A 19,110-nucleotide genomic window follows, 5' to 3' on the forward strand; every position below is an offset into this window, starting at 1 on the left:
GGGCGGAGGCGCGAGCCTCCGCCCCTTTTGGCGCTAGACTCGCAGGGTTGGCCGCTCGCGGTCAGCCAGGAGGATTCGCCTAGTGGCCTATGGCGCACGCTTGGAAAGCGTGTTGGGTGCAAGCCCTCAGGGGTTCGAATCCCCTATCCTCCGCCGTCCGGATCATGGTCGCGTCGGGCCGGGGGCCGCGAAGGCCCACCGGGCCTTCGCGGGGGTTCGAATCCCCTATCCTCCGCCGTCCGGATCATGGTCGCGTCGGGCCGGGGGCCGCGAAGGCCCACCGGGCCTTCGCGGGGGTTCGAATCCCCTATCCTCCGCCGTCCGGATCATGGTCGCGTCGGGCCGGGGGCCGCGAAGGCCCACCGGGCCTTCGCGGGGGTTCGAATCCCCTATCCTCCGCCGTCCGGTCGCGTGCGCGCGACCCTGCTCGCGCTCCGCCTCACCCCCCGCCGCGCCCGTCGATGGGCGACTTGCGCGACCGAGTGGCGACTTGCGACGGTGACGCGCCGCGAGCGACTGCACGAAGTCGCCGATCGATCGCCCGAGCCGCCGATCGAACCCCGATCGCTGCGCACTCCTGCAGGATGGGGAATGTTCCGCCCGCGAGGCTCGCCCGTGTAGCGTGGACGCACTGACCTGCTGACCAGTCACGATGGAGCACGCATGGGTGTGAGCATCCCCGACCGCCGCCCTGTGATGGCGCCGTGAACGAGCGCATCCTGGTCGTCGACGACGACCGCGACATCCGCGATCTCGTCACCATCAAGCTCGAGTCGGCCGGCCACGAGGTCGTCGCGCGGGCCGACGGCTCGCAAGCGCTCGAGGCCGCCCTCGAGGGCGGCTGGGGCGTGATCGTGCTCGACGTCATGATGCCGGGCATGTCGGGCATCGACGTGCTGCGCGCCATCCGCGACACCGGCGACCGCACCCCCGTCATCCTGCTCACCGCCCGCGGGCAGGAGAAGGACATCGAGGCGGGCTTCGCCGCCGGCGCCGACCACTACGTCACCAAGCCGTTCAGCCCTCGGGCGCTGCTCGCCCGCGTCACCGCCGCGCTGGGATGATGCGCCCATCCGACGGCGCGATGCAGGTCATCCTGCTGATCACCGCCGGCGTCGTGCTCGGCATGCTCGTGACGCTCGTCGTGCAGCGCATCGTGCGGCATCGGCGCGAGCTCCGCCGCGCGGAGCTCGACCAGCGCATCCGCCCGCTCGTGCTCACCGCGACCGTCGTCGAGGACGACGAGGTGGATGCGCTCCTCGAGCAGGTGCGCACCCTCCCGGCCGCCGAGCGCGCGCACGTGCGCCGCACGGTGTTCCACATGCTGCGCGACGTCACGGGCGAGGCCGCCGACCGCCTGCGGGCCGTCGGCGACGCCGCGGGCCTCGTGCCGCGCATCTTCGCCGCGACCGGGCACCGCGCGCCGTCGACCCGCGCCGACGCCGCGGAGGCGCTCGGCCTCGTGCGCCCGCCCGGGGCGCTCGACGCGCTCTGCGTGCTCGCGGTCGACCCCGTGCCCGAGGTGCGCACCGTCGCGATCCGTGCGCTCGGGTCGTTCACCGAGCCCGAGGCGATCGACCTCGTGGTCGGCGCCCTCGCGACCGAGAGCGGCGTGCCCGGCAGCGTGGCGGCCTCGGCGCTCCTGCAGCAGGGCGGCGCGGCGAGCGACCGGGTGCGCCGCGCGCTCGACGACCCCGACGCCGGGGTGCGGCACGGCGCCGCGCGCGTCGCCGGGCTGCTGCAGGCGCCCGGAGCGGCCGAGGTGCTCGCCCGGCTCGTCGACGACCCCTCCGAGCCCGTCCGGCTCGCGGCGATCCGCTCGCTCGAGCGGCTGCCGGCGTCGTCGGCCGTGCCGTCCCTGCTGCGCACGGCGCTCTCCGACGACCCGGCCGGCGAGGCCGCTGCGGCGACGCTCGCCGCCATGCCCGCCGTCTGGGCCGGCGACGCCCTCGCGCAGCTCGACGCGCAGGGCGGCGCCGCCGTCCGCCGCGCCGCGGGCCTGCGCAGGCAGGACGCCGCATGAGCTGGCTGCACGACGCCGTCTCGGCCACGATCATGGCGCTCGCGTGGCCGTCGGCGATCTACTTCATCGCGATGAACACCGCGATGCTCGTCCTCGTGCTCATCGCCGCGCGGCACTTCGCCCGCTACCTGCGCGGCCGCGACCACGACGGCGGCGACGCGATGGCGGCGTCCCCGCTGAGCCTCGGGGTCAGCGTGCTCGTGCCCGCCTACAACGAGGCCGCCGTCATCCGCACGAGCGTGCGCTCGGTGCTCGACCTGCGCTACCCCGACCACGAGGTCATCGTGATCAACGACGGCAGCGCCGACGCCACGATGGAGGCGCTGCGCGACGAGTTCGACCTCGTGCCCGACGACCGCGACCAGCCGCACCGGCTGCCGGTGCGCGGCCGCATCCGCGGAGTGTGGCGCTCACGCGGCGGCGTCGTGCCGCTCATCGTCATCGACAAGGAGAACTCCGGCCGCTCCGACTCGATCAACGCCGGACTCGAGCTCGCGAGCAAGGACCTCGTGGTCATGGTCGACGCCGACTCGATCCTCGAGCCGGATGCGCTGCTGTCGGTCTCGAAGCCCTTCGCAGACGACCCCGGCCGCGTCGTCGCCACCGGCGGCGTCGTCCGGATCGTCAACAACTCGCGCGTGCACGCGGGCCGCATCGTCGAGCTGCGGATGCCCAAGCAGACCATCGCGCGGATCCAGGTCGTCGAGTACCTGCGGGCGTTCCTGCTCGGCCGCACCGCGTGGTCGGACCTCGGCTCGATCATCCTCATCTCGGGCGCGTTCGGGATGTTCCGCCGCGACATGCTGCTCGAGCTCGGCGGCCTCGACCCAGACTCGATCGGCGAGGACTTCGAGCTCGTCATGCGGGTGCAGCGCTGGCTGCGCGACACCGGCCGCGACGGGCGCGTCGTGTACGTGCCCGAGCCCGTCAGCTGGACCGAGGCGCCCTCGACGCTCCCCGTCCTCGCCCGACAGCGCCGCCGGTGGCACCGCGGGCTGTGGGAGGTGCTGTGGAAGTACCGCGGCATGCTCCTCAACCCCCGCTACGGCCGCATCGGCTGGATCGCGCTCCCCTACTACTGGCTCTTCGAGCTCATCGCGCCGGTCGTCGAGCTCGTCGGGCTCGCGCTCGTGGTGCTCGGGCTCGCCACCGGAGCGCTCGACGTGCAGTTCGCGCTATTCCTCGCGCTCGTCTCCTACGGCTACGGCACGCTCGTCACGCTCGCCGCGGTCGTCGTCGAGGAGGCGAGCTTCCACCGCTACGAGCGCTGGCGCGACTTCGGCGCCACCCTGTGGGCGATCGTCGCCGAGAACCTCGGCTACCGCCAGCTCACCGCGATCTGGCGCATCCAGGGCTGGTGGGCGGGCCTCACGAACCGCACGCAGGTGTGGGGCGAGATGACCCGCACGGGCTTCGCCGGGGCGGATGCGTCAGGAGCTGCGGGGAAGGCGGAAGGACGCGGTTGATCCGCGGCCGGGCTCGCTCTCGAAGTCGACGCTGCCGCCGTGCGCCTGCACGATCATGCGGCAGATCCACAGCCCGAGGCCCGCGCCGGGCACGCCCGATGCCCGCGCGTCCTGCGAGCGGAAGAAGCGCTCGAAGACGCGTGCGGCCTCGGCCGCCTGCAGGCCGGGCCCGTCGTCGACGACCCGCAGGCGCGCATCCGGCCCGATCGCCTCGACGCGCACCTCGACGCCGCCGTCGTCGCGGGTGTACTTGATGCCGTTGGAGACGTAGTTCTCGATCACCTGCGTGATGCGGCGGCGATCGGCCTCGACCTCGATCGGGGGGCCGTCGACGAGCCGCAGGCCCACGCCGCGGCGCCTGGCGCGGTGCTCGAGCGTCGCGACGGCGTCTCGCGCGAGCGCACGCAGGTCGACGCGCTCGGGCTCGAGGTGCGTCTCGCCGCGGCTCATCTCGCCGACGATGAGCAGGTCCTCGACGAGCGCGCGCAGCCGCTCCGAGTTGCGCCGCACGATCAGCAGCCAGTCGCGCAGCCGATCGGGCATCGCCTCGTCGAGCGCGAGCTCGAGGTAGCCCGTGATCGAGGTGAGCGGCGTGCGCAGCTCGTGCGAGACCAGGGCGACGAAGTCGTCGCGATCCTCGAGCATGCGCATGTAGGCGGTGACGTCGTCGATCGACGCGATCGAGCCGCGCAGCTCGCCGTCGAGCAGCAGCGGACGCGACGAGACGGTGACGGCGAAGAGGTCGTGGCCGTCGCGCTGCAGCCACGCGACCTCGTTGTCGAACGACTCGCCTCGGGCGGCCCGCGCGAGCGGCGAGCGCTCTGCCGGGATGGTGCGGCGCGAGTCGAGCTCGAGGAACGCCGCGCCCTCGAGCGCCTCGCCGAGCGCGTCGCCGCCGAGCGCGGGGTGCCCGGTGAGCGTCGGGTTGGCGCGCACGACGTGCCCCTCGGTGTCGAGCAGCAGCAGGCCGACGCGCGCCGTCTCGAAGATCGCGTCGAGCAGCGCCGCGTCGGCCTCGCGCTGCTTGGCGATCGCCGCCTTCTCCTCCTCGCGGCGCAGGATGACCTGCTGCTGGCGCTCGACGGTGCCGCTGAAGCTGTCGGCGAACCAGGCCGCAGCGAAGAGGGCGAGCGGCACGAGCGCCGATCCCACGGCGTTGGCGGTCAGCGTGACGCCGCTCGAGTCGGGGATGCGCAGCGCCATCGCGATGCCGACCGCGAGCCCCGCGACCGCGGCGATCGCGGCACCGAGCCTGCGCGCGGCGAGCCCGAGCCAGAACGCCGGCACGACCGCGAGCATCGCGATGATGCGGGGCGCCTGCGGATCGACGGCGAGCAGCAGCAGGCCCAGCAGGTCGAGCACGGGCACCACGATCGCCACCCATGCGATGGTGCGCTCGGACATCCAGCGCAGCGCGAGCGCGAGGCCGGTCGCGACGGCGATCGCGGCCGTCGCCGACCACGGGTAGCCGTCGCCCCACACGGCGGGGTCGACGATCGTGAAGACGACGAGCACGAGCGCCGTCACGAGCGCGAAGACCGCCTGCAGGAGCAGCGTGCGCGGGCGCACCACTGCGGCGCCGCGCTCCTGCCAGCCCGCTGCGATGGGCAACGGGCCCGTCACCGGCGTCGAGCCGGTCATCGGCGGCGGTTGCCGAAGACGCCGCGGACGATGTCGCGGATCATCGCCTGCCCGGATCGCGAGCCGAGGAAGTCGGTGATGACGTTGCCGCCGCCGGATGCGCCGCCCGAGCCGCCGCTCGAGCCGCCGCTCCGGCCACCGCTGCGCCGCGCGCGCTCCGCTTGCGCCTCGAGCCGCGCGGCCTCGTCCTCGGCCGCCTTCCGCGCCTCCGCATCCTGCTCCGCCTGCTCGGCTTCGCGCATCCGCGCCTGCAGCAGCTCGTACGCCGACTCGCGGTCGACCGCCTCGCCGTAGGTCGCGAGCAGCGGCGATGCCTGCACCGTCGCCTGGATGCGGTCGTCCGGCGTCGGGTCCATGGAGCCCTGCGGCGCGCGCAGCCGGGTCCACGCGACCGGCGTCGGCGCGCCGCGCTCGTCCATGACCGTGACGATCGCCTCGCCGATGCCGAGCGTCGTCAGCACCTCGCCGAGGTCGTAGCCGCTGCGCGGGTAGGTGCGCACCGTCGCCCGCAGCGCCTGCTCGGCGTCGGGCGTGTGGGCGCGCAGCTGGTGCTGCACGCGCGAGCCGAGCTGCGCGAGCACGTCGTCGGGCACGTCCTTCGGCGTCTGCGTGACGAAGAAGATGCCCACGCCCTTCGAGCGGATGAGCCGCACGGTCTGCACGATCGCGGCGAGGAAGTCCTTCGACGCATCCTTGAACAGCAGGTGCGCCTCGTCGAAGAAGAACACGAGCTTGGGCCGGTCGATGTCGCCGACCTCCGGGAGGTCCTCGAAGAGGTCGGCGAGCAGCCACATGAGGAACGTCGAGAACAGCGCCGGCTGATCGGCGACGCCGGGCACCTCGAGCAGGCTCACGATGCCGCGGCCGTCCGCGGCGGTGCGCAGCAGCTCGCGGGTGTCGAACTCGGGCTCGCCGAAGAAGCGATCGGCGCCCTGCTCGCTGAAGGCCGTGATCTCGCGCAGGATGACGCCGGCGGTCTGCGTCGAGATGCCGCCGAGGCGCCGCAGCTCCTCCTTGCCGTCGCCCGTGAGCCACAGCAGCAGCTCGCGCAGGTCCTTCAGGTCGACGAGCGGCAGCTGCTGGTCGTCGGCGTACGCGAAGACGATGCCGAGGCTCGACTCCTGCGTCGCGTTGAGCCCCAGCACCTTCGCGAGCAGCGTCGGCCCGAAGTCGAGCACCGTGGCGCGGATCGGCACGCCGTGCCCGACTCCGCCGAGCGCGTAGTACTCGACCGGCGCGGCGCGCGGCTCCCAGGCCTGACCGATGCCCGCCGTGCGCGCGAGGAGCTTCTCGCTCGACTCCCCCGGCGTCGCGATCCCCGAGAGGTCGCCCTTGATGTCGGCCGCGAAGACGGGCACGCCGGCGGCCGAGAGCTGCTCGGCGAGCACCTGCAGCGTCTTCGTCTTGCCGGTTCCGGTCGCGCCCGCGATGAGCCCGTGGCGGTTGACCATCGCGAGCGGGATCCGCACCTGCGTCTCGGCGTCGGGGGCCCCGTTGACGAGCGCGCCCATCTCGAGCGCGGGGCCCTCGAACGCGTACCCGGCGCGCACGAGCGCCACCGCATCCGCGTCGAGGGGACCGGACTCGGCGGTCGGGGCGACGGATGCGCCGGGCTCGGCCGGCTGGTCGGGGTCGGCGGGCACGGGGGCCGCAGGCGCCTCCTCGAACCGCTCAGCGACGGGCGGCGCCTCGGCCGGGTTCGCGTCGTCGGCCGCCGGCGGCGGGGTGTCCTTCGCGGCGCGCTGCGCGCTCGCCTCGAGCTCGGCGATCCTCGCCTCGGCCTCGAGCTGTGCCCTCCTGGCCTCCTCGAGTGCTGCCTGCGCCTTCGCGAGCTCGTCGGTCATGCCGCCATCCTAGGCGGCGGTCCCTCAGCGGACGGGCGCCACCGAGCGGGGCCGCACGACGAGCCAGAGGGAGCACGCGGCGAGCACCCCGCACGCGAGCATGATCGTGCCCATCGGGATCGCGTCCTGGATCGTGAACAGGCCGACGAGGGGGCTCACGAGCCCGGCGATCGACATGTTGAGCGCGCCGAGCAGCGACGCGGCGGTGCCCGCCTCGCCCGGGTGTCCCGCGAGGGCGAGCGTCTGCACGCACGGCATCGAGAGGCCGAACGCGAAGGCGAAGACCGCCAGCGGCGGCACGAGGCCCGCGACGCCGAGCCCGGCGAGGTCGAGCAGCACGATCCCGGATGCGCTCACGACGAGGAGGGCCGTCGAGACGGCGAGCACCCACTGCGGCCCGAAGCGGTTGGCGGCCCACCCCGCGGTCTGCGTGCCGATGAGCACGCCCACCGAGCACAGCGCGAAGACGAGCCCGAAGCCGGCGGGCGAGAATCCGTAGACCTCCTGCAGCAGGAGGCTCGCGGTCGAGATGTACGCGAACATGCCGCCGAAGATGCTCGCGCCGATGATCGCGACGCCGACGAACACCCGGTCGGTGAGCACGGCGCGGTACCGCTGCCGCAGCGTCGAGTGGCCGGGAACGTGCCGCAGGTGCGGCGGCAGCGTCTCGCGCAGGAAGAGCAGCTGCAGCACGATGACGAGCGCGGCGTAGCAGGCGAGCACCCAGAAGAGCCCGCGCCAGTGCATGATGCCCACGAGCCACGACCCCAGCACCGGCGCGGCGATCGGCGCGATCCCGATCACGAGCGCGAGGCGCGAGAGCGCGGTGGTGAGCTGCTTGCCGCCGAAGAGGTCGCGCACCATCGCCATCGCGACCACCGTGCCGGCGGCGGCGCCGAAGCCCTGCACGATGCGCATGAGCGAGAGCGTGACGATGTCGGGGGCGAGCGCGACGGCGACGCTCGCGAGCACGTGCACGCCGGTCGCGACGAGCAGCGGCCGGCGCCGGCCGATGCGGTCGGAGAGCGGCCCCATGACGAGCTGCCCGAAGGCGAAGCCCAGGGTCGTGGCCGACAGGGTCAGCTGCACCGACGCATCCGTCGTGCCGAAGTCGTCCTTCACGGCGGGGAACGCCGGTAGGTAGAGGTCGATCGTGAACGGCCCGAGCCCGGCGAGCAGGCCGAGCACGATGAGGGTCGTGATGCGCCGTCGGCGGGTGAAGGAGGCGCCGGGCTGCTCGCTCACTCGGCGAGCGCGAGCGGCACGTCGGCGCGCGGCGCGACCCGCTCCTCGCCGGTGGCGGCGTCGTGCTCGAACACGACGTGGCCGTCGATGAGCACGGTGCGGGGGCGGGCCATCGGGTCCATCCAGTCGCCGCTCCAGACGACGATGTCGGCGCGCTTGCCGGGCTCGAGGGAGCCCACCTCGGCGTCGACGCCGAGCACCCGGGCCGGGTTGATCGTGATCGCCCGCAGCGCCGTGTCGCGGTCGAGCCCCTCGCGCACGGCGAGGGATGCCTGGTGCACGAGGAAGGAGATCGGGATCACCGGGTGGTCGGTGATGATCGAGATGTCGACGCCCGCCTGGGCGAGCTTGCCGGGGTTGGCGATCGAGCGGCCGCGGAGCTCCATCTTCGACTTCGTCGTGAAGAGCGGCCCGATGAGCACCGGCACGCCGCGCTCGGCGAGCAGGTCGGCCACGACGTGCGCCTCGGTGCCGTGGTCGATGACGAGGTCGAAGCCGAACTCGGCCTGGATGCGGAGGGCCGTGACGATGTCGTCGGCGCGGTGCGCGTGCTGCCGCCACGGGATCTCGCGCTCGAGCACCTTGACGAGCGCCTCCATCGTGAGGTCGACGTCGTGGTGGCGGTCGTTCTCGGGGTCGGCGAGCCGGCGCCGGTAGTTCTGCGCGGCGACGAACGCGTCGCGGATGATCTTCGCGGTGCCGAGGCGCGTCGAGGGCGTCTGCTTCTTCTCGCCGTAGACGCGCTTGGGGTTCTCGCCGAGCGCGCTCTTCACGCCGGCGGGCTCGCGCAGCACCATGTGGTCGACGATGCGGCCGTGCGTGTGGAGCGTCGTCGCCTGGCCGCCGATGGGGTTGCCCGAGCCCGGGTTGACGTTGACGGTCGTCACGCCGCCCGCGAGCGCGAGGTCGAAGCCCTCGTCGAACGGGTCGATCGCGTCGATCGTGCGCACCCCCGCCGTGTTGGGGTTCGTCATCTCGTTGGTATCGCTCGCTGCGGCACCGTCGCCCTCGGGGTGCACGCCCAGGTGCACGTGCGCGTCGACGAGGCCCGGGGTCACCTGGGCGCCCTCGACGTCGAGCACGGTCGCACCCTCCGGCACTGCCACGTCGGCGCCGAGCTCGGCGATGCGGCCGTCGCGCACGAGGATCGTGCCCTCGAACTCCTCGCCCTCGACGGGGATGACGGATGCGTTGACGATGGCGAGCAGCATGGGAGTCCTCTTCGTGTCTGACAGCGTCACCCAAGCCTACGCCTGCTTAGCCCAGCGAACGACTCCCGGGCTGCCCCACTCCGAGCGGTCACTTCCGCGCCCGAGCGGTCACTTCCGCGCCCGAGCGGTCACTTCCACGCCCGAGCGGTCGCTTCGGCATGTGAGCGGTCACTTCCGCGCCCGAGTGGTCACTTCCGCGCCCCAGCGGTCACTTCCGCAGGTGAGCGGTCACTCCTGCGTCCCTGATGACTTAAGCCTTCGAGCGGTCGGCCGTTCGCGAGAGCGACCGCTCGCGCCCGGGAATGACCGTTCACCAGTGCGAGCGACCCCTCACGCCCGGGAATGACCGTTCACGCGCGGGGATGACCGGTCGCACGCGGGGATGACCGGTCACACGCGGCAATGACCGTTCACCCGTGGGAGTGACCGCTCACGCGCGGGAATGACCACTCACGTGCGGAAATGACCAGTCGGGCGCGGGCGTGACCACTGGATGGCGGCGGGACGCGCCGGCTCAGTCGTCGAAGTGCTCCTCGAGCCGCGTGAGGCAGTCCTGCCAGCCCTCGCGCAGGTCGTCGAGCTCGTCGATGGGGCCCGTCTGCGTCACCCGCACGTGGGTGCCGTCGCCGGTCTCGATGAAGTCGACGATCACGAGCTGCTCGTCGGCCTGCAGCTCCTCGCCGCCGCCGAGCCAGTCCCACGTCTGCACGATGCGGCGCCCGGGCTCGAGCTGCAGGTAGCGGCCCTGCACGCCGAAGCCGCCAGTCGAGGTGTGGAAGCGGTACCAGCCGCCCTCCTGCGGGTCGGTCTCGTAGCGGGTGTCGTCGAACATCGGCCACCACCACTGCTCGAGGCCGAGCGCGGTGGTCCACAGCGGCCACACCGCATCCGCCGACGCCATGACGAAGCCGTCGATCTCGGTGCGCTCGACGCCGGCGGGGACCTGGATGCGCTCGTCCATGGGGCAACCGTAGCCGGGGCCGCGCGCGCCGCGCACTATCGTGGTGCCGTCCGGCGCGCAGCGCCCTCGACGAGAGGCCCCCTCATGACCGCGCTCCCCACCGACGCCGTGCCGACCCGCTCCGAGCGCCTCGACCGGCTGCCGTTCACGCGCAAGCACGGCCGGCTGCTCGGCACCGCCGGCATCGGCTGGGCGCTCGACGCGATGGACGTCGGCCTCATCGCCTTCGTCATCGCCGCGCTCGGCGAGCAGTGGGGGCTGACCGCGGGCGACAAGGGCTGGCTCGCGTCGATCGGCTTCGTCGGCATGGCGCTCGGCGCGACCTTCGGCGGCCTGCTCGCCGACCGGATCGGCCGCCGCAGCGTCTTCGCGCTCACCCTGCTCGTCTACGGCCTCGCGACCGGCGCATCCGCCCTCGTCGGCTCGCTCGCGGCGCTCATGGTGCTGCGCTTCGTCGTGGGGCTCGGCCTCGGCGCCGAGCTGCCGGTCGCGTCGACGCTCATCAGCGAGTTCGCGCCCAAGCGCATCCGCGGGCGCGTGGTCGTGTGGCTCGAGGCGTTCTGGGCGGTCGGCTGGATCGCCGCCGCCATCATCGGCACGTACGTCGTCGGCGCCTCCGACGACGGCTGGCGCTGGGGGCTCGCGATCGGCATGGCTCCCGCGATCTTCTCGATCGTCATCCGCTGGGGCATGCCCGAGTCGGTGCGCTACCTCATGGCGAAGGGCCGCGTGCCCGAGGCCGAGCGCACCGTGCGGCAGTTCGAGGAGGCCGCGGGGGTGCCCGCCCCCGCCGCGCCGCCCGATCTGCCGCTCACCGGCGCGGTCGGGGTGACGGATGCGGCGGCCGCCGCACCGTCGGAGCCCAAGGTGTCGATCTGGTCGCGCGCGCTCCGCGGCCGCACCGCCGCGCTCTGGACGGTGTGGTTCTGCATCAACTTCTCGTACTACGGGGCCTTCATCTGGATCCCGTCGCTCCTGCTCGCGCAGGGCTTCGCGCTCGTGCAGGCGTTCGAGTTCACGCTCATCATCACGCTCGCGCAGCTGCCCGGCTACGCCGCCGCGGCGTTCCTCATCGAGCGGTGGGGGCGCCGCCCGACGCTCACCGTCTTCCTGATCGGCTCCGCATGCGCGGCTGCCTGGTACGGCACGGCGTCGACTGAGGCGATGATCATCGCCGCCGGCTGCACGCTCTCGTTCTTCAACCTCGGCGCGTGGGGCGCACTCTACGCCATCGGGCCGGAGCTCTACCCGACGAACGTGCGCGGCACAGGCACCGGCGCGGCCGCCGGCTTCGGCCGCATCGCGTCGATCCTCGCGCCGCTCGCGGTGCCGGCCATCCTCGGCGTCGGCTCGCCGCTCGTGCTCTTCGGCGCCTTCGCGCTCGCCTTCGCGGTCGCGGCGATCGCCGCGTGGACGATCCCCGAGCAGCGGGGCCGCGCGCTCGAGTGAACTCGGTCTCGTGACGCGTGCGCCTGCGGCGCGCGCTCCTCGACCTGCGGAGCCGGGGCCGCGCGCTCGGGCAGACCGGCAGCGCCCGGCGCGATGCCGCTGCTCGACGAGGAGGGTGGTCACGACGCGCCGTGCCGCGTCGCTCGCACCCGGCGTGTCGTGACCACCCTGCGCGGGGCGCGCGGCGTGTCGTGACCACCCGGCGCTGCCTTGCCGGGCGTCGCGTCCAGCCGCCGCCCCGCGGGCTATGCGAGGCCGGCGGATGCGGTGGGTCAGGAGAGCGCGTCGAGCGCCTGCGCGAGGTCGGCGACGAGGTCGGCGGCGTCCTCGAGGCCGACCGAGAGCCGCAGCAGGTCCTCGGGCACGGCGAGCTCGGTGCCCTTGACCGACGCGTGCGTCATCTCGGACGGGTAGCAGACGAGCGACTCGATGCCGCCGAGCGACTCTGCGAGCTGGAACAGCCGCGTGCGCCCGACGAGCTCGTGCACGGCCGGCACGCCGCCGGCGAGCTGCAGCGACACCATGCCGCCGAAGCCGCGCATCTGCCGCGCCGCGAGTTCGTGCTGCGGGTGGTCCGGCAGCCCCGGGTAGTGCACCGCGGTGATCGCCGGGTGGCCGACGAGCGACTCCGCCACCGCTTGCGCGTTGGCGCAGTGCCGCTCGACCCGCACCGCGAGCGTCTTGAGCGACCGGCTCGTGAGCCACGCGTCGAAGGGACTGTTCACGGCGCCCACCGCGAACTGCTGGAACCCGACGCGCTCGGCGAGGGACGCATCCGCCATCACCACCGCACCGCCGACGAGGTCGGAGTGCCCGCCGATGTACTTCGTGGTGGAGTGGATGACCGCGTCGGCGCCGAGCGCGAGCGGCTGCTGCAGGTAGGGCGTCGCGAAGGTGTTGTCGGCCACGACGATCGCGCCCGCGGCGTGGCCGATCTCGGCGAGGCCCGCGATGTCGGCGACCTTCATGAGCGGGTTCGAGGGCGTCTCGACCCACAGGATCTTCGTGCTCGGCCGCATCGCGGCGCGCACCGCATCGAGGTCGCTCGCGTCGGCGGTCGAGATCTCGACGCCCCAGCGCGAGTGGATCTGCGACACGAGCCGGTGCGTGCCGCCGTAGACGTCGTTGCCCATGAGCACGTGGTCGCCGGGCTGCAGCACGGCGCGCAGCAGCGCGTCCTCGGCGGCGAGGCCGGAGCCGAACGTGAACGCGTGCGTGCCGCCCTCGAGGCTCGCGAGCTGCTGCTGCAGCGCATCGCGGCTCGGGTTGCCGCCGCGCGAGTACTCGTAGCCGTCGCGGAAGCCGCCGACGCCGTCCTGCACGAACGTCGAGGTCATGAAGATCGGCGGGATGACGGCGCCGGTGCGCGGGTCGAAGCCCTGGCCGTCGTGGATGGCCCGGGTCGAGAAGCCGTGGTCGGCGGATCGGTCGTCAGCCATGGTCATGCCTCCTTCGTCAGGTGGGCGAGCAGGTCGGCGCGCGAGAGCACGCCGACGGGGTGGGATGCGTCGAGCACGAGCACGGCGTCGGCCGCGTCGAGCGCGCGGTGCAGCGCGTCGATCGGCTCGCCGGCGCCGATGACGGGCAGGCGCTCGCCGAGGTGCGCGGCGACACTCTCGTCGAGGGCGGCGCGGTCGGCTGCGACCAGCGCGAGCAGCTCGCGCTCGGCGACCGCGCCGGCGACCTCGCCGAGGCGCGCGGGCGGCTCGGCGCGCAGCACCGGGAGGGCCGGGAGGGCCGATTCCCGCAGCGCGGCGATGGCCTGCCGCACGGTGTGCTCGCCGCGCACGTGCGGGATGCTCGCGGCGTCGCGGCCGGTGCCCGCGAGCACGGCGGCCGCGGTCACGCCCTCGGCCTCCGCGGTGAAGCCGTGCCGGCGCATCCACTCGTCGGAGTACACCTTCTGCAGGTAGCCGCGGCCGGAGTCGGGCAGGATCACCACGACCACCGCGTCGGCGGGCAGCTCGCGCGCGACGCGCAGCGCGGCGACGACCGCCATGCCGCTCGAGCCGCCGACGAGCAGGCCCTCCTCGCGGGCGAGGCGCCGCGTCATCGCGAACGCCTCGGCGTCGTCGACCGCGAGCACCTCGTCGACGACGCTCGGGTCGTAGTTGCCCGGCCACATGTCCTCCCCCACGCCCTCGACGAGGTAGGGGCGGCCGGTGCCGCCGGAGTAGATCGACCCGTCGGGATCGGCGGCGATCACGCGCACGGCGCCGTCGGATGCGCGCTTCACGAAGCGCCCGGTGCCCGTGATCGTGCCGCCCGTGCCCGCGCCGACGACGAGGTGGGTGAGGCGACCGGCCGTGTCGCGCCAGATCTCGGGGCCTGTCGTCGCCTCGTGCGCGCCGGGAGCGGCGGGGTTGAAGAACTGGTTGGGCTGATAGGCGCCCTCGATCTCGGCGGTGAGCCGGTCGGCGACGCCGTAGTAGCTCTCGGGGCTGTCGGGGGCGACGGCCGTGGGCGTGACGACCACCTCGGCGCCGTAGGCGCGCAGCGTCGCCATCTTGTCCTCGGCGACCTTGTCGGGGCAGACGAAGACGCAGCGGTAGCCCTTCTGCTGCGCGACGAGCGCGAGGCCGACGCCGGTGTTGCCGCTCGTCGGCTCGACGATCGTGCCGCCGGGGCGCAGCAGCCCCTTCGCCTCGGCGTCCTCGATCATCGCGAGCGCGATGCGGTCCTTGACGCTGCCGCCGGGGTTGAGGAACTCGACCTTCGCGAGCACCGTCGCGGCGATGCCGGCGGTCACCTTCGTCAGCCGCACGAGCGGGGTGTCGCCGATGGTCTCGAGGATCGAACCCGCGTATCGCATGCCGTCCGCTGCCACCGGTCGAGCCTACCGCCGCCGCTCGCGGCATGATCGTGGGGTGGATGCGCGCAGGGAGCTGGTGGTCGAGCTCGTGCTGCGCTGCGTCGAGCTCGTACCGCCGGGGCGGGTCGCCTCGTACGGCACCATCGCGGGCATCTGCGGCATCGGCCCGCGCGAGGTCGGCTCGGTCATGCGGCACTACAGCCATGGCCTGCCGTGGTGGCGGATCACGAACCACGCGGGCGACTTCGGCGGCGACCTGCTGCAGCGCGCGCTCCCCCACTGGGAGGAGGAGGGGATCCGCGTGAAGCCCAACGGGCTCGGGTGCCGGTACGCCGACTACGCGGTCGACGCCGACGAGCTCGCGGCGCGCTGGCGCGAGGCGACGCGCGACCTGCCGCGCGTGCAGCCGGCGCGCCGGCGCGCAGCCGGCCCCGACGCATCCGCCACCGCCCGCTGACCCGCGTCGTCGACCCCTTCGCCCGAAGTCGACCCGGTGCACCAGGTCCTGCTCGGTCGAAGGGGTCGAGTTCGCGATCGCCCGGGCGTAGCGAATGGCTCCCGGGTGGCGGCGGCTGCGCCGCCGTGCGTCAGCGGGTGGCCTGCTGCGCGAAGAGCGTCGCGTACGTGCCGCCGAGCTCGAGCAGGTCGTCGTGCGTGCCGCGCTCGACGATGCGGCCGCGGTCGATCACGAAGATCACGTCGGCGTGCCGGATGGTCGAGAGGCGATGCGCGATCGCGAGGGTCGTGCGGCCGCGGGCCGCCGCGTCGAGAGCCGTCTGCACGACGCGCTCCGAGACGGTGTCGAGCGCGCTCGTCGCCTCGTCGAGCACGAGCACCTCGGGATCCTTGAGCAGCACGCGCGCGATCGCGATGCGCTGCTTCTCGCCGCCCGAGAGCCGGTAGCCGCGCTCGCCGACGATCGTGTCGTAGCCGTCGGGGAAGCGCTGGATCGTGTCGTAGATGCTCGCGGCGCGCGCCGCGGCGTCGAGCTCGTCGTCGGTCGCGTCGGGCTTGGCGTAGCGCAGGTTCTCGCGGATGGATGCGTGGAAGAGGTACGGCTCCTGGCTCACGATCCCGATGTGGTCGGTGAGCGCGGCCGGGTCGAGCTCGCGCACGTCGACGCCCGCGAGCCGCACCGCGCCGGCGGTCACCTCGTGGAGCCGCGGCAGCAGATAGCCGATCGTCGTCTTGCCCGCGCCCGAGGGGCCGACGAACGCCGCGAAGGTGCCGGGCTCGAGCGCGAACGAGACGCCGTCGAGCGTGTTCGGCTCGCTCTCGCGCGCATCCGGGTAGCGGAACTCGACGTCGTCGAAGACGACCTCGCCGGCGCGCTCCCGCGGCAGCGGTTTCGGGTCGGCGGGCGGCTCGATCGCCGGCACGAGATCGAGGTACTCGAAGATGCGGGCGAACAGGGCCGCGCTCGTCTGCAGGTCGAGCGCGACCCGCAGCAGGCCCATGAGCGGCATGAGCAGGCGCGCCTGCACCGTGGTGAACGCGACGAGCGTGCCCGCGGTGACGACCGCATCCGCCCCCGTCTCCAGCTGCCCCGTGATGAGGTAGCCCGCGAGCACGTAGATGACCGCCGGCAGGATCGAGATGAAGATCGACACCATCGCGAAGAACGTCTGGCCGCTCATCGTGAGCCGCACCTGCAGGTCGATCTGCCGGTCGTTCTCGGCGCGGTAGCGGCGCGACTCGTCCTGCTGCCGGCCGAACGCCTTCGCGAGCAGGATGCCCGAGACCGACAGCGACTCCTGCGTGATCGCGGTCATCTCGCTCAGCGACTCCTGCGTCTGCGTGGCGATGCGCGCGCGCACCTGGCCGACGCGCCGCTGCAGCCACACGAGCAGCGGCGTCAGCAGCACCGCCGCGATCGTCAGCTGCCACGAGAGGATGAGCATCGTCACGAGGCTCGCGATGACGGTGACCGAGTTGCCGACGACCGACGAGACGGTGTTCGAGAGCACGCTCGCGACGCCGCCGACGTCGTTCTGCAGCCGCGACTGGATGACGCCCGTCTTCGTGCGGGTGAAGAACGCGAGCTCCATGCGCTGCAGGCGCTCGAAGAGGCTGTTGCGCAGCTCGCCCATCACGCGGTTGCCGACCCGCGACGTGAGCCACACCTGCCAGATGCCCAGCAGGCTCGACGAGACCCACAGGGCGATCATGATGCCCACGAGCTGCCACAGGAGCCCGAGGTCGGGGCCGCCCTCGGGCGGGAAGAGCGCCTCGTCGAAGACGCGCTGCGTGAGCAGCGGCGGGAAGACCGCGATGGCCGCGACGACGAGCACGAGCGCGATCACGAGCGCGAGCTGCGGGCGGTGCGGCGCGAAGAGGGCGAGGATGCGTCGGCCGAGGTCCGGCACGTCGGGGGCCGTCGCGTTGGCCTCGCGCTGCGCCGTCTCGTCGCGCATCGCCACGCGGGCTCCGCGCCCGCCGCCCATCCCCATGCTCATGGGCTGAGGGTATCGCCGCCGACCCCGTGATCCCCGCGCGGCTCAGACCGCGCGCGGCTCGAGCAGCGCGCGGTGGTGCACGATGCGCTCATGGCCGCAGGGTTCGCCGTGGCCGGGCAACAGGAGCGGCTGTGCGTGCTGCTCGAGGCGGTCGAGGGCGCGCAGCCATCCGCCCACGTCGGTCGATTCGTCGAGCTGCGGGTCGTCGGCGGTCTCGACGAGGTCGCCCGCGATCGTCACGCCGGCGGCGGGCACGTGGACGACGAGGTCGCCGCCGGTGTGGGCGGGCCCGAGGGGCTCGAGCTCGACCTCGAGCGCGCCGACGCGCAGGGTGCGCGGCGCGGCCACGGGCTCGCCGGGGATCACGATCGGGAGCGCGCGCACCGCATCCGCCACCTCGGGCGAGGCGAAGCCGAGCACCGCCTCGCGCTGCGCGTCACCGTGCTGGCGCAGCTCGGCGATGGCGGTCGGATGCGCGAGGCACGGCACGTCGTCGACGGCCGAGAGCGCGAAGCAGTGGTCCCAGTGCGCGTGGGTGATGACGACCGCGACGATGCGGTCGCCGCGCGCTTCGACCGCGGCTCGGAGCTCGGCCGCGCGCGCCGGCAGTGTGCCCGGGTCGACCACGAGGGCGTCGCCGCCGTCGGCGACGACCACGGCGTTCATCGCGGCCTCGGGCATCACCCAGCGCTCGACGCCCGGCGCGACCGGCAGCAGCTGGCTCGACATGCCGCCAGCATGCCAGGCGGCTCGAGGCCGAGCCCGGATTCGCGCGCCTCAGCCCTCCCGCGTGGACGATCCACACGAGAGCGCTGAGCGGCGGGGATCTTCCGGGCCTCCTCGTCTGGTGCGCCGCCGAGGGCGGCTGGGCACGACGAAGGGCCGCCCCCAGCGGGGACGGCCCTTCGTGCTGAAGCGGGGAACGCTACTTGAGCGTCACCGTCGCGCCGGCCTCCTCGAGGTCGGCCTTGGCCTTCTCGGCGTCCTCCTTCTTCGCGCCCTCGAGCACGTTGGAGGGGGCACCGTCGACGAGGGCCTTGGCCTCGCCGAGGCCGAGCGACGTCAGCGCGCGGACGACCTTGATGACCTGGATCTTGGCCGAACCGGCCGACTCGAGGACGACGTCGAACTCCGTCTTCTCCTCCTCGGCGGGGGCCTCGGCGGCGCCACCGGCGGCCGGGGCCGCGGCGACCGCGACCGGAGCCGCAGCGGTGACCTCGAAGGTCTCCTCGAACTTCTTCACGAACTCGCTGAGCTCGATGAGGGTGAGCTCCTTGAACTGCTCGAGCAGCTCGTCAGTCGACAGCTTTGCCATCGTCTTCTCCTTGTTGTTGGTACCGACCGGGCCTTACTCGGCCGCGGACTCCTGCTTCGCACGCAGCGCGTCGACCGCACGGGCGGCCTGCGCGACGGGCGCGTTGAACATGTAGGCAGCGCCGAACAGCGAGGCCTTGAAGGCACCGGCCAGCTTGGCCAGCAGCACCTCGCGGGACTCGAGATCGGCGAGCTTGTTGACGTCGTCGGTCGAGAGCGGGTTCCCGTCGAAGAAGCCGTTCTTGACCACGAGCGCCGGGTTCGCCTTGGCGAAGGCACGCAGCTCCTTCGCGACGGCGACCGGGTCGCCGTGCACGAATGCGATCGCAGAGGGGCCGACGAGGGTGTCGTCGAACGCCGTGATGCCGGCGTTGTTCGCTGCGATCTTGGTGAGCGTGTTCTTCACCACGGCGTACGTCGCGTGCTCACTGATCGAACGGCGCAGCGTCTTCAGCTGGCCGACGGTGAGACCGCGGTACTCGGTCAGCAGAACGGCGTTCGAGCTCTCGAAGAGGTTCGAGAGCTCGGCGACCGCAGCTTCCTTGTTCGCCATGGTGCTCCTTGCGTCATTGCTGGCTTCCCTGGCTCACACATGAAAATGAGCTCCGGCGCACGCGCACGGAGCTCGGTCCTCGACGGGACATTCGCACCTGCGCGGGACGACGCTCTCACGAGCGAGCCTTCGGCT

The 19,110-nt window shown here is 73.1% G+C and carries 16 protein-coding genes and 1 tRNA gene; 6 read left to right on the forward strand and 11 right to left on the reverse strand.

All coding sequences use genetic code 11. The features are described from left to right. The first annotated feature begins 68 nt into the window (after nt 1–68). The 4 genes from BLT67_RS04885 to BLT67_RS04900 all read left to right on the forward strand — a co-directional run bounded on the left by BLT67_RS04885 (nt 69) and on the right by BLT67_RS04900 (nt 3,489). Nucleotides 69–153 (forward strand) — tRNA-Ser (locus tag BLT67_RS04885). A gap of 551 nt (nt 154–704) precedes the next feature. Then, the gene (locus BLT67_RS04890) at nt 705–1,064 is read left to right on the forward strand and encodes a response regulator transcription factor (protein WP_197674434.1); all 360 of its coding nucleotides are present in this window, start codon (nt 705–707) and stop codon (nt 1,062–1,064) included. Beyond that, on the forward strand, nt 1,064–2,023 hold the full coding sequence (locus BLT67_RS04895) for a HEAT repeat domain-containing protein (RefSeq protein ID WP_157674184.1): 960 nt from the start codon (nt 1,064–1,066) through the stop codon (nt 2,021–2,023). The genes BLT67_RS04890 and BLT67_RS04895 overlap by 1 nt, the downstream gene beginning before the upstream one ends. Then, nucleotides 2,020–3,489 carry a glycosyltransferase family 2 protein gene (locus tag BLT67_RS04900; protein WP_092665979.1) on the forward strand — a complete coding sequence of 490 codons (1,470 nt, stop codon included), beginning with the start codon at nt 2,020–2,022 and terminating at the stop codon, nt 3,487–3,489. The genes BLT67_RS04895 and BLT67_RS04900 overlap by 4 nt, the downstream gene beginning before the upstream one ends. Here BLT67_RS04900 and BLT67_RS04905 read toward each other — a convergent pair. From BLT67_RS04905 to BLT67_RS04925, 5 genes are all read right to left on the reverse strand, one after another. Then, nucleotides 3,454–5,130: a sensor histidine kinase gene (locus tag BLT67_RS04905; protein ID WP_092665980.1), complete on the reverse strand. Its 1,677-nt coding sequence runs from the start codon at nt 5,128–5,130 to the stop codon at nt 3,454–3,456. The two genes, BLT67_RS04900 and BLT67_RS04905, sit on opposite strands and share 36 nt — an antisense overlap. Further along, entirely contained in the window at nt 5,127–6,974 is a 1,848-nt protein-coding gene (locus BLT67_RS04910; RefSeq protein WP_092665981.1) for a helicase HerA-like domain-containing protein, read from the reverse strand. The genes BLT67_RS04905 and BLT67_RS04910 overlap by 4 nt, the downstream gene beginning before the upstream one ends. A gap of 24 nt (nt 6,975–6,998) precedes the next feature. Further along, nucleotides 6,999–8,219, reverse strand: coding sequence for a multidrug effflux MFS transporter (locus tag BLT67_RS04915; protein ID WP_092665982.1), 1,221 nt, complete (start codon nt 8,217–8,219; stop codon nt 6,999–7,001). Continuing rightward, the gene (locus BLT67_RS04920; RefSeq protein WP_092665983.1) at nt 8,216–9,430 is read right to left on the reverse strand and encodes an amidohydrolase; all 1,215 of its coding nucleotides are present in this window, start codon (nt 9,428–9,430) and stop codon (nt 8,216–8,218) included. The genes BLT67_RS04915 and BLT67_RS04920 overlap by 4 nt, the downstream gene beginning before the upstream one ends. 514 nt (nt 9,431–9,944) lie before the next feature. Then, on the reverse strand, nt 9,945–10,391 hold the full coding sequence (locus tag BLT67_RS04925; protein ID WP_092665984.1) for an SRPBCC family protein: 447 nt from the start codon (nt 10,389–10,391) through the stop codon (nt 9,945–9,947). Nucleotides 10,392–10,475: 84 nt separating this feature from the next. On the opposite strand from BLT67_RS04925, the gene BLT67_RS04930 reads away from it, so the two are divergent. Beyond that, a complete protein-coding gene (locus tag BLT67_RS04930; protein ID WP_092665985.1) occupies nt 10,476–11,840 on the forward strand; it encodes an MFS transporter in 1,365 nt (454 codons plus the stop codon). 272 nt (nt 11,841–12,112) lie between these two features. Here BLT67_RS04930 and BLT67_RS04935 read toward each other — a convergent pair whose 3' ends face one another. Then, nucleotides 12,113–13,279 carry a cystathionine gamma-synthase gene (locus BLT67_RS04935; RefSeq protein WP_092665986.1) on the reverse strand — a complete coding sequence of 389 codons (1,167 nt, stop codon included), beginning with the start codon at nt 13,277–13,279 and terminating at the stop codon, nt 12,113–12,115. Nucleotides 13,280–13,281: 2 nt separating this feature from the next. Further along, entirely contained in the window at nt 13,282–14,652 is a 1,371-nt protein-coding gene (locus tag BLT67_RS04940) for a cystathionine beta-synthase (RefSeq protein WP_092665987.1), read from the reverse strand. Between the two features lie 55 nt (nt 14,653–14,707). Between BLT67_RS04940 and BLT67_RS04945 the strand changes: the two genes are divergently transcribed. Further along, a complete protein-coding gene (locus BLT67_RS04945) occupies nt 14,708–15,109 on the forward strand; it encodes an MGMT family protein (RefSeq protein ID WP_231945590.1) in 402 nt (133 codons plus the stop codon). A 130-nt stretch (nt 15,110–15,239) separates the two neighbouring features. Here BLT67_RS04945 and BLT67_RS04950 read toward each other — a convergent pair whose 3' ends face one another. From BLT67_RS04950 to rplJ, 4 genes are all read right to left on the reverse strand, one after another. After that, the gene (locus tag BLT67_RS04950) at nt 15,240–17,108 is read right to left on the reverse strand and encodes an ABC transporter ATP-binding protein (RefSeq protein WP_231945591.1); all 1,869 of its coding nucleotides are present in this window, start codon (nt 17,106–17,108) and stop codon (nt 15,240–15,242) included. Nucleotides 17,109–17,150: 42 nt separating this feature from the next. After that, the gene (locus tag BLT67_RS04955) at nt 17,151–17,837 is read right to left on the reverse strand and encodes an MBL fold metallo-hydrolase (protein WP_092665990.1); all 687 of its coding nucleotides are present in this window, start codon (nt 17,835–17,837) and stop codon (nt 17,151–17,153) included. Nucleotides 17,838–18,033: 196 nt separating this feature from the next. Further along, nucleotides 18,034–18,423, reverse strand: a complete 390-nt coding sequence (gene rplL, locus BLT67_RS04960) for a 50S ribosomal protein L7/L12 (protein WP_092665991.1) — start codon at nt 18,421–18,423, stop codon at nt 18,034–18,036. A gap of 33 nt (nt 18,424–18,456) precedes the next feature. Then, nucleotides 18,457–18,975 carry a 50S ribosomal protein L10 gene (gene rplJ, locus BLT67_RS04965; protein WP_092665992.1) on the reverse strand — a complete coding sequence of 173 codons (519 nt, stop codon included), beginning with the start codon at nt 18,973–18,975 and terminating at the stop codon, nt 18,457–18,459. Nucleotides 18,976–19,110 lie beyond the last annotated feature (135 nt).

The organism is Agrococcus carbonis (genome assembly GCF_900104705.1).
Lineage (GTDB): Bacteria > Actinomycetota > Actinomycetes > Actinomycetales > Microbacteriaceae > Agrococcus > Agrococcus carbonis.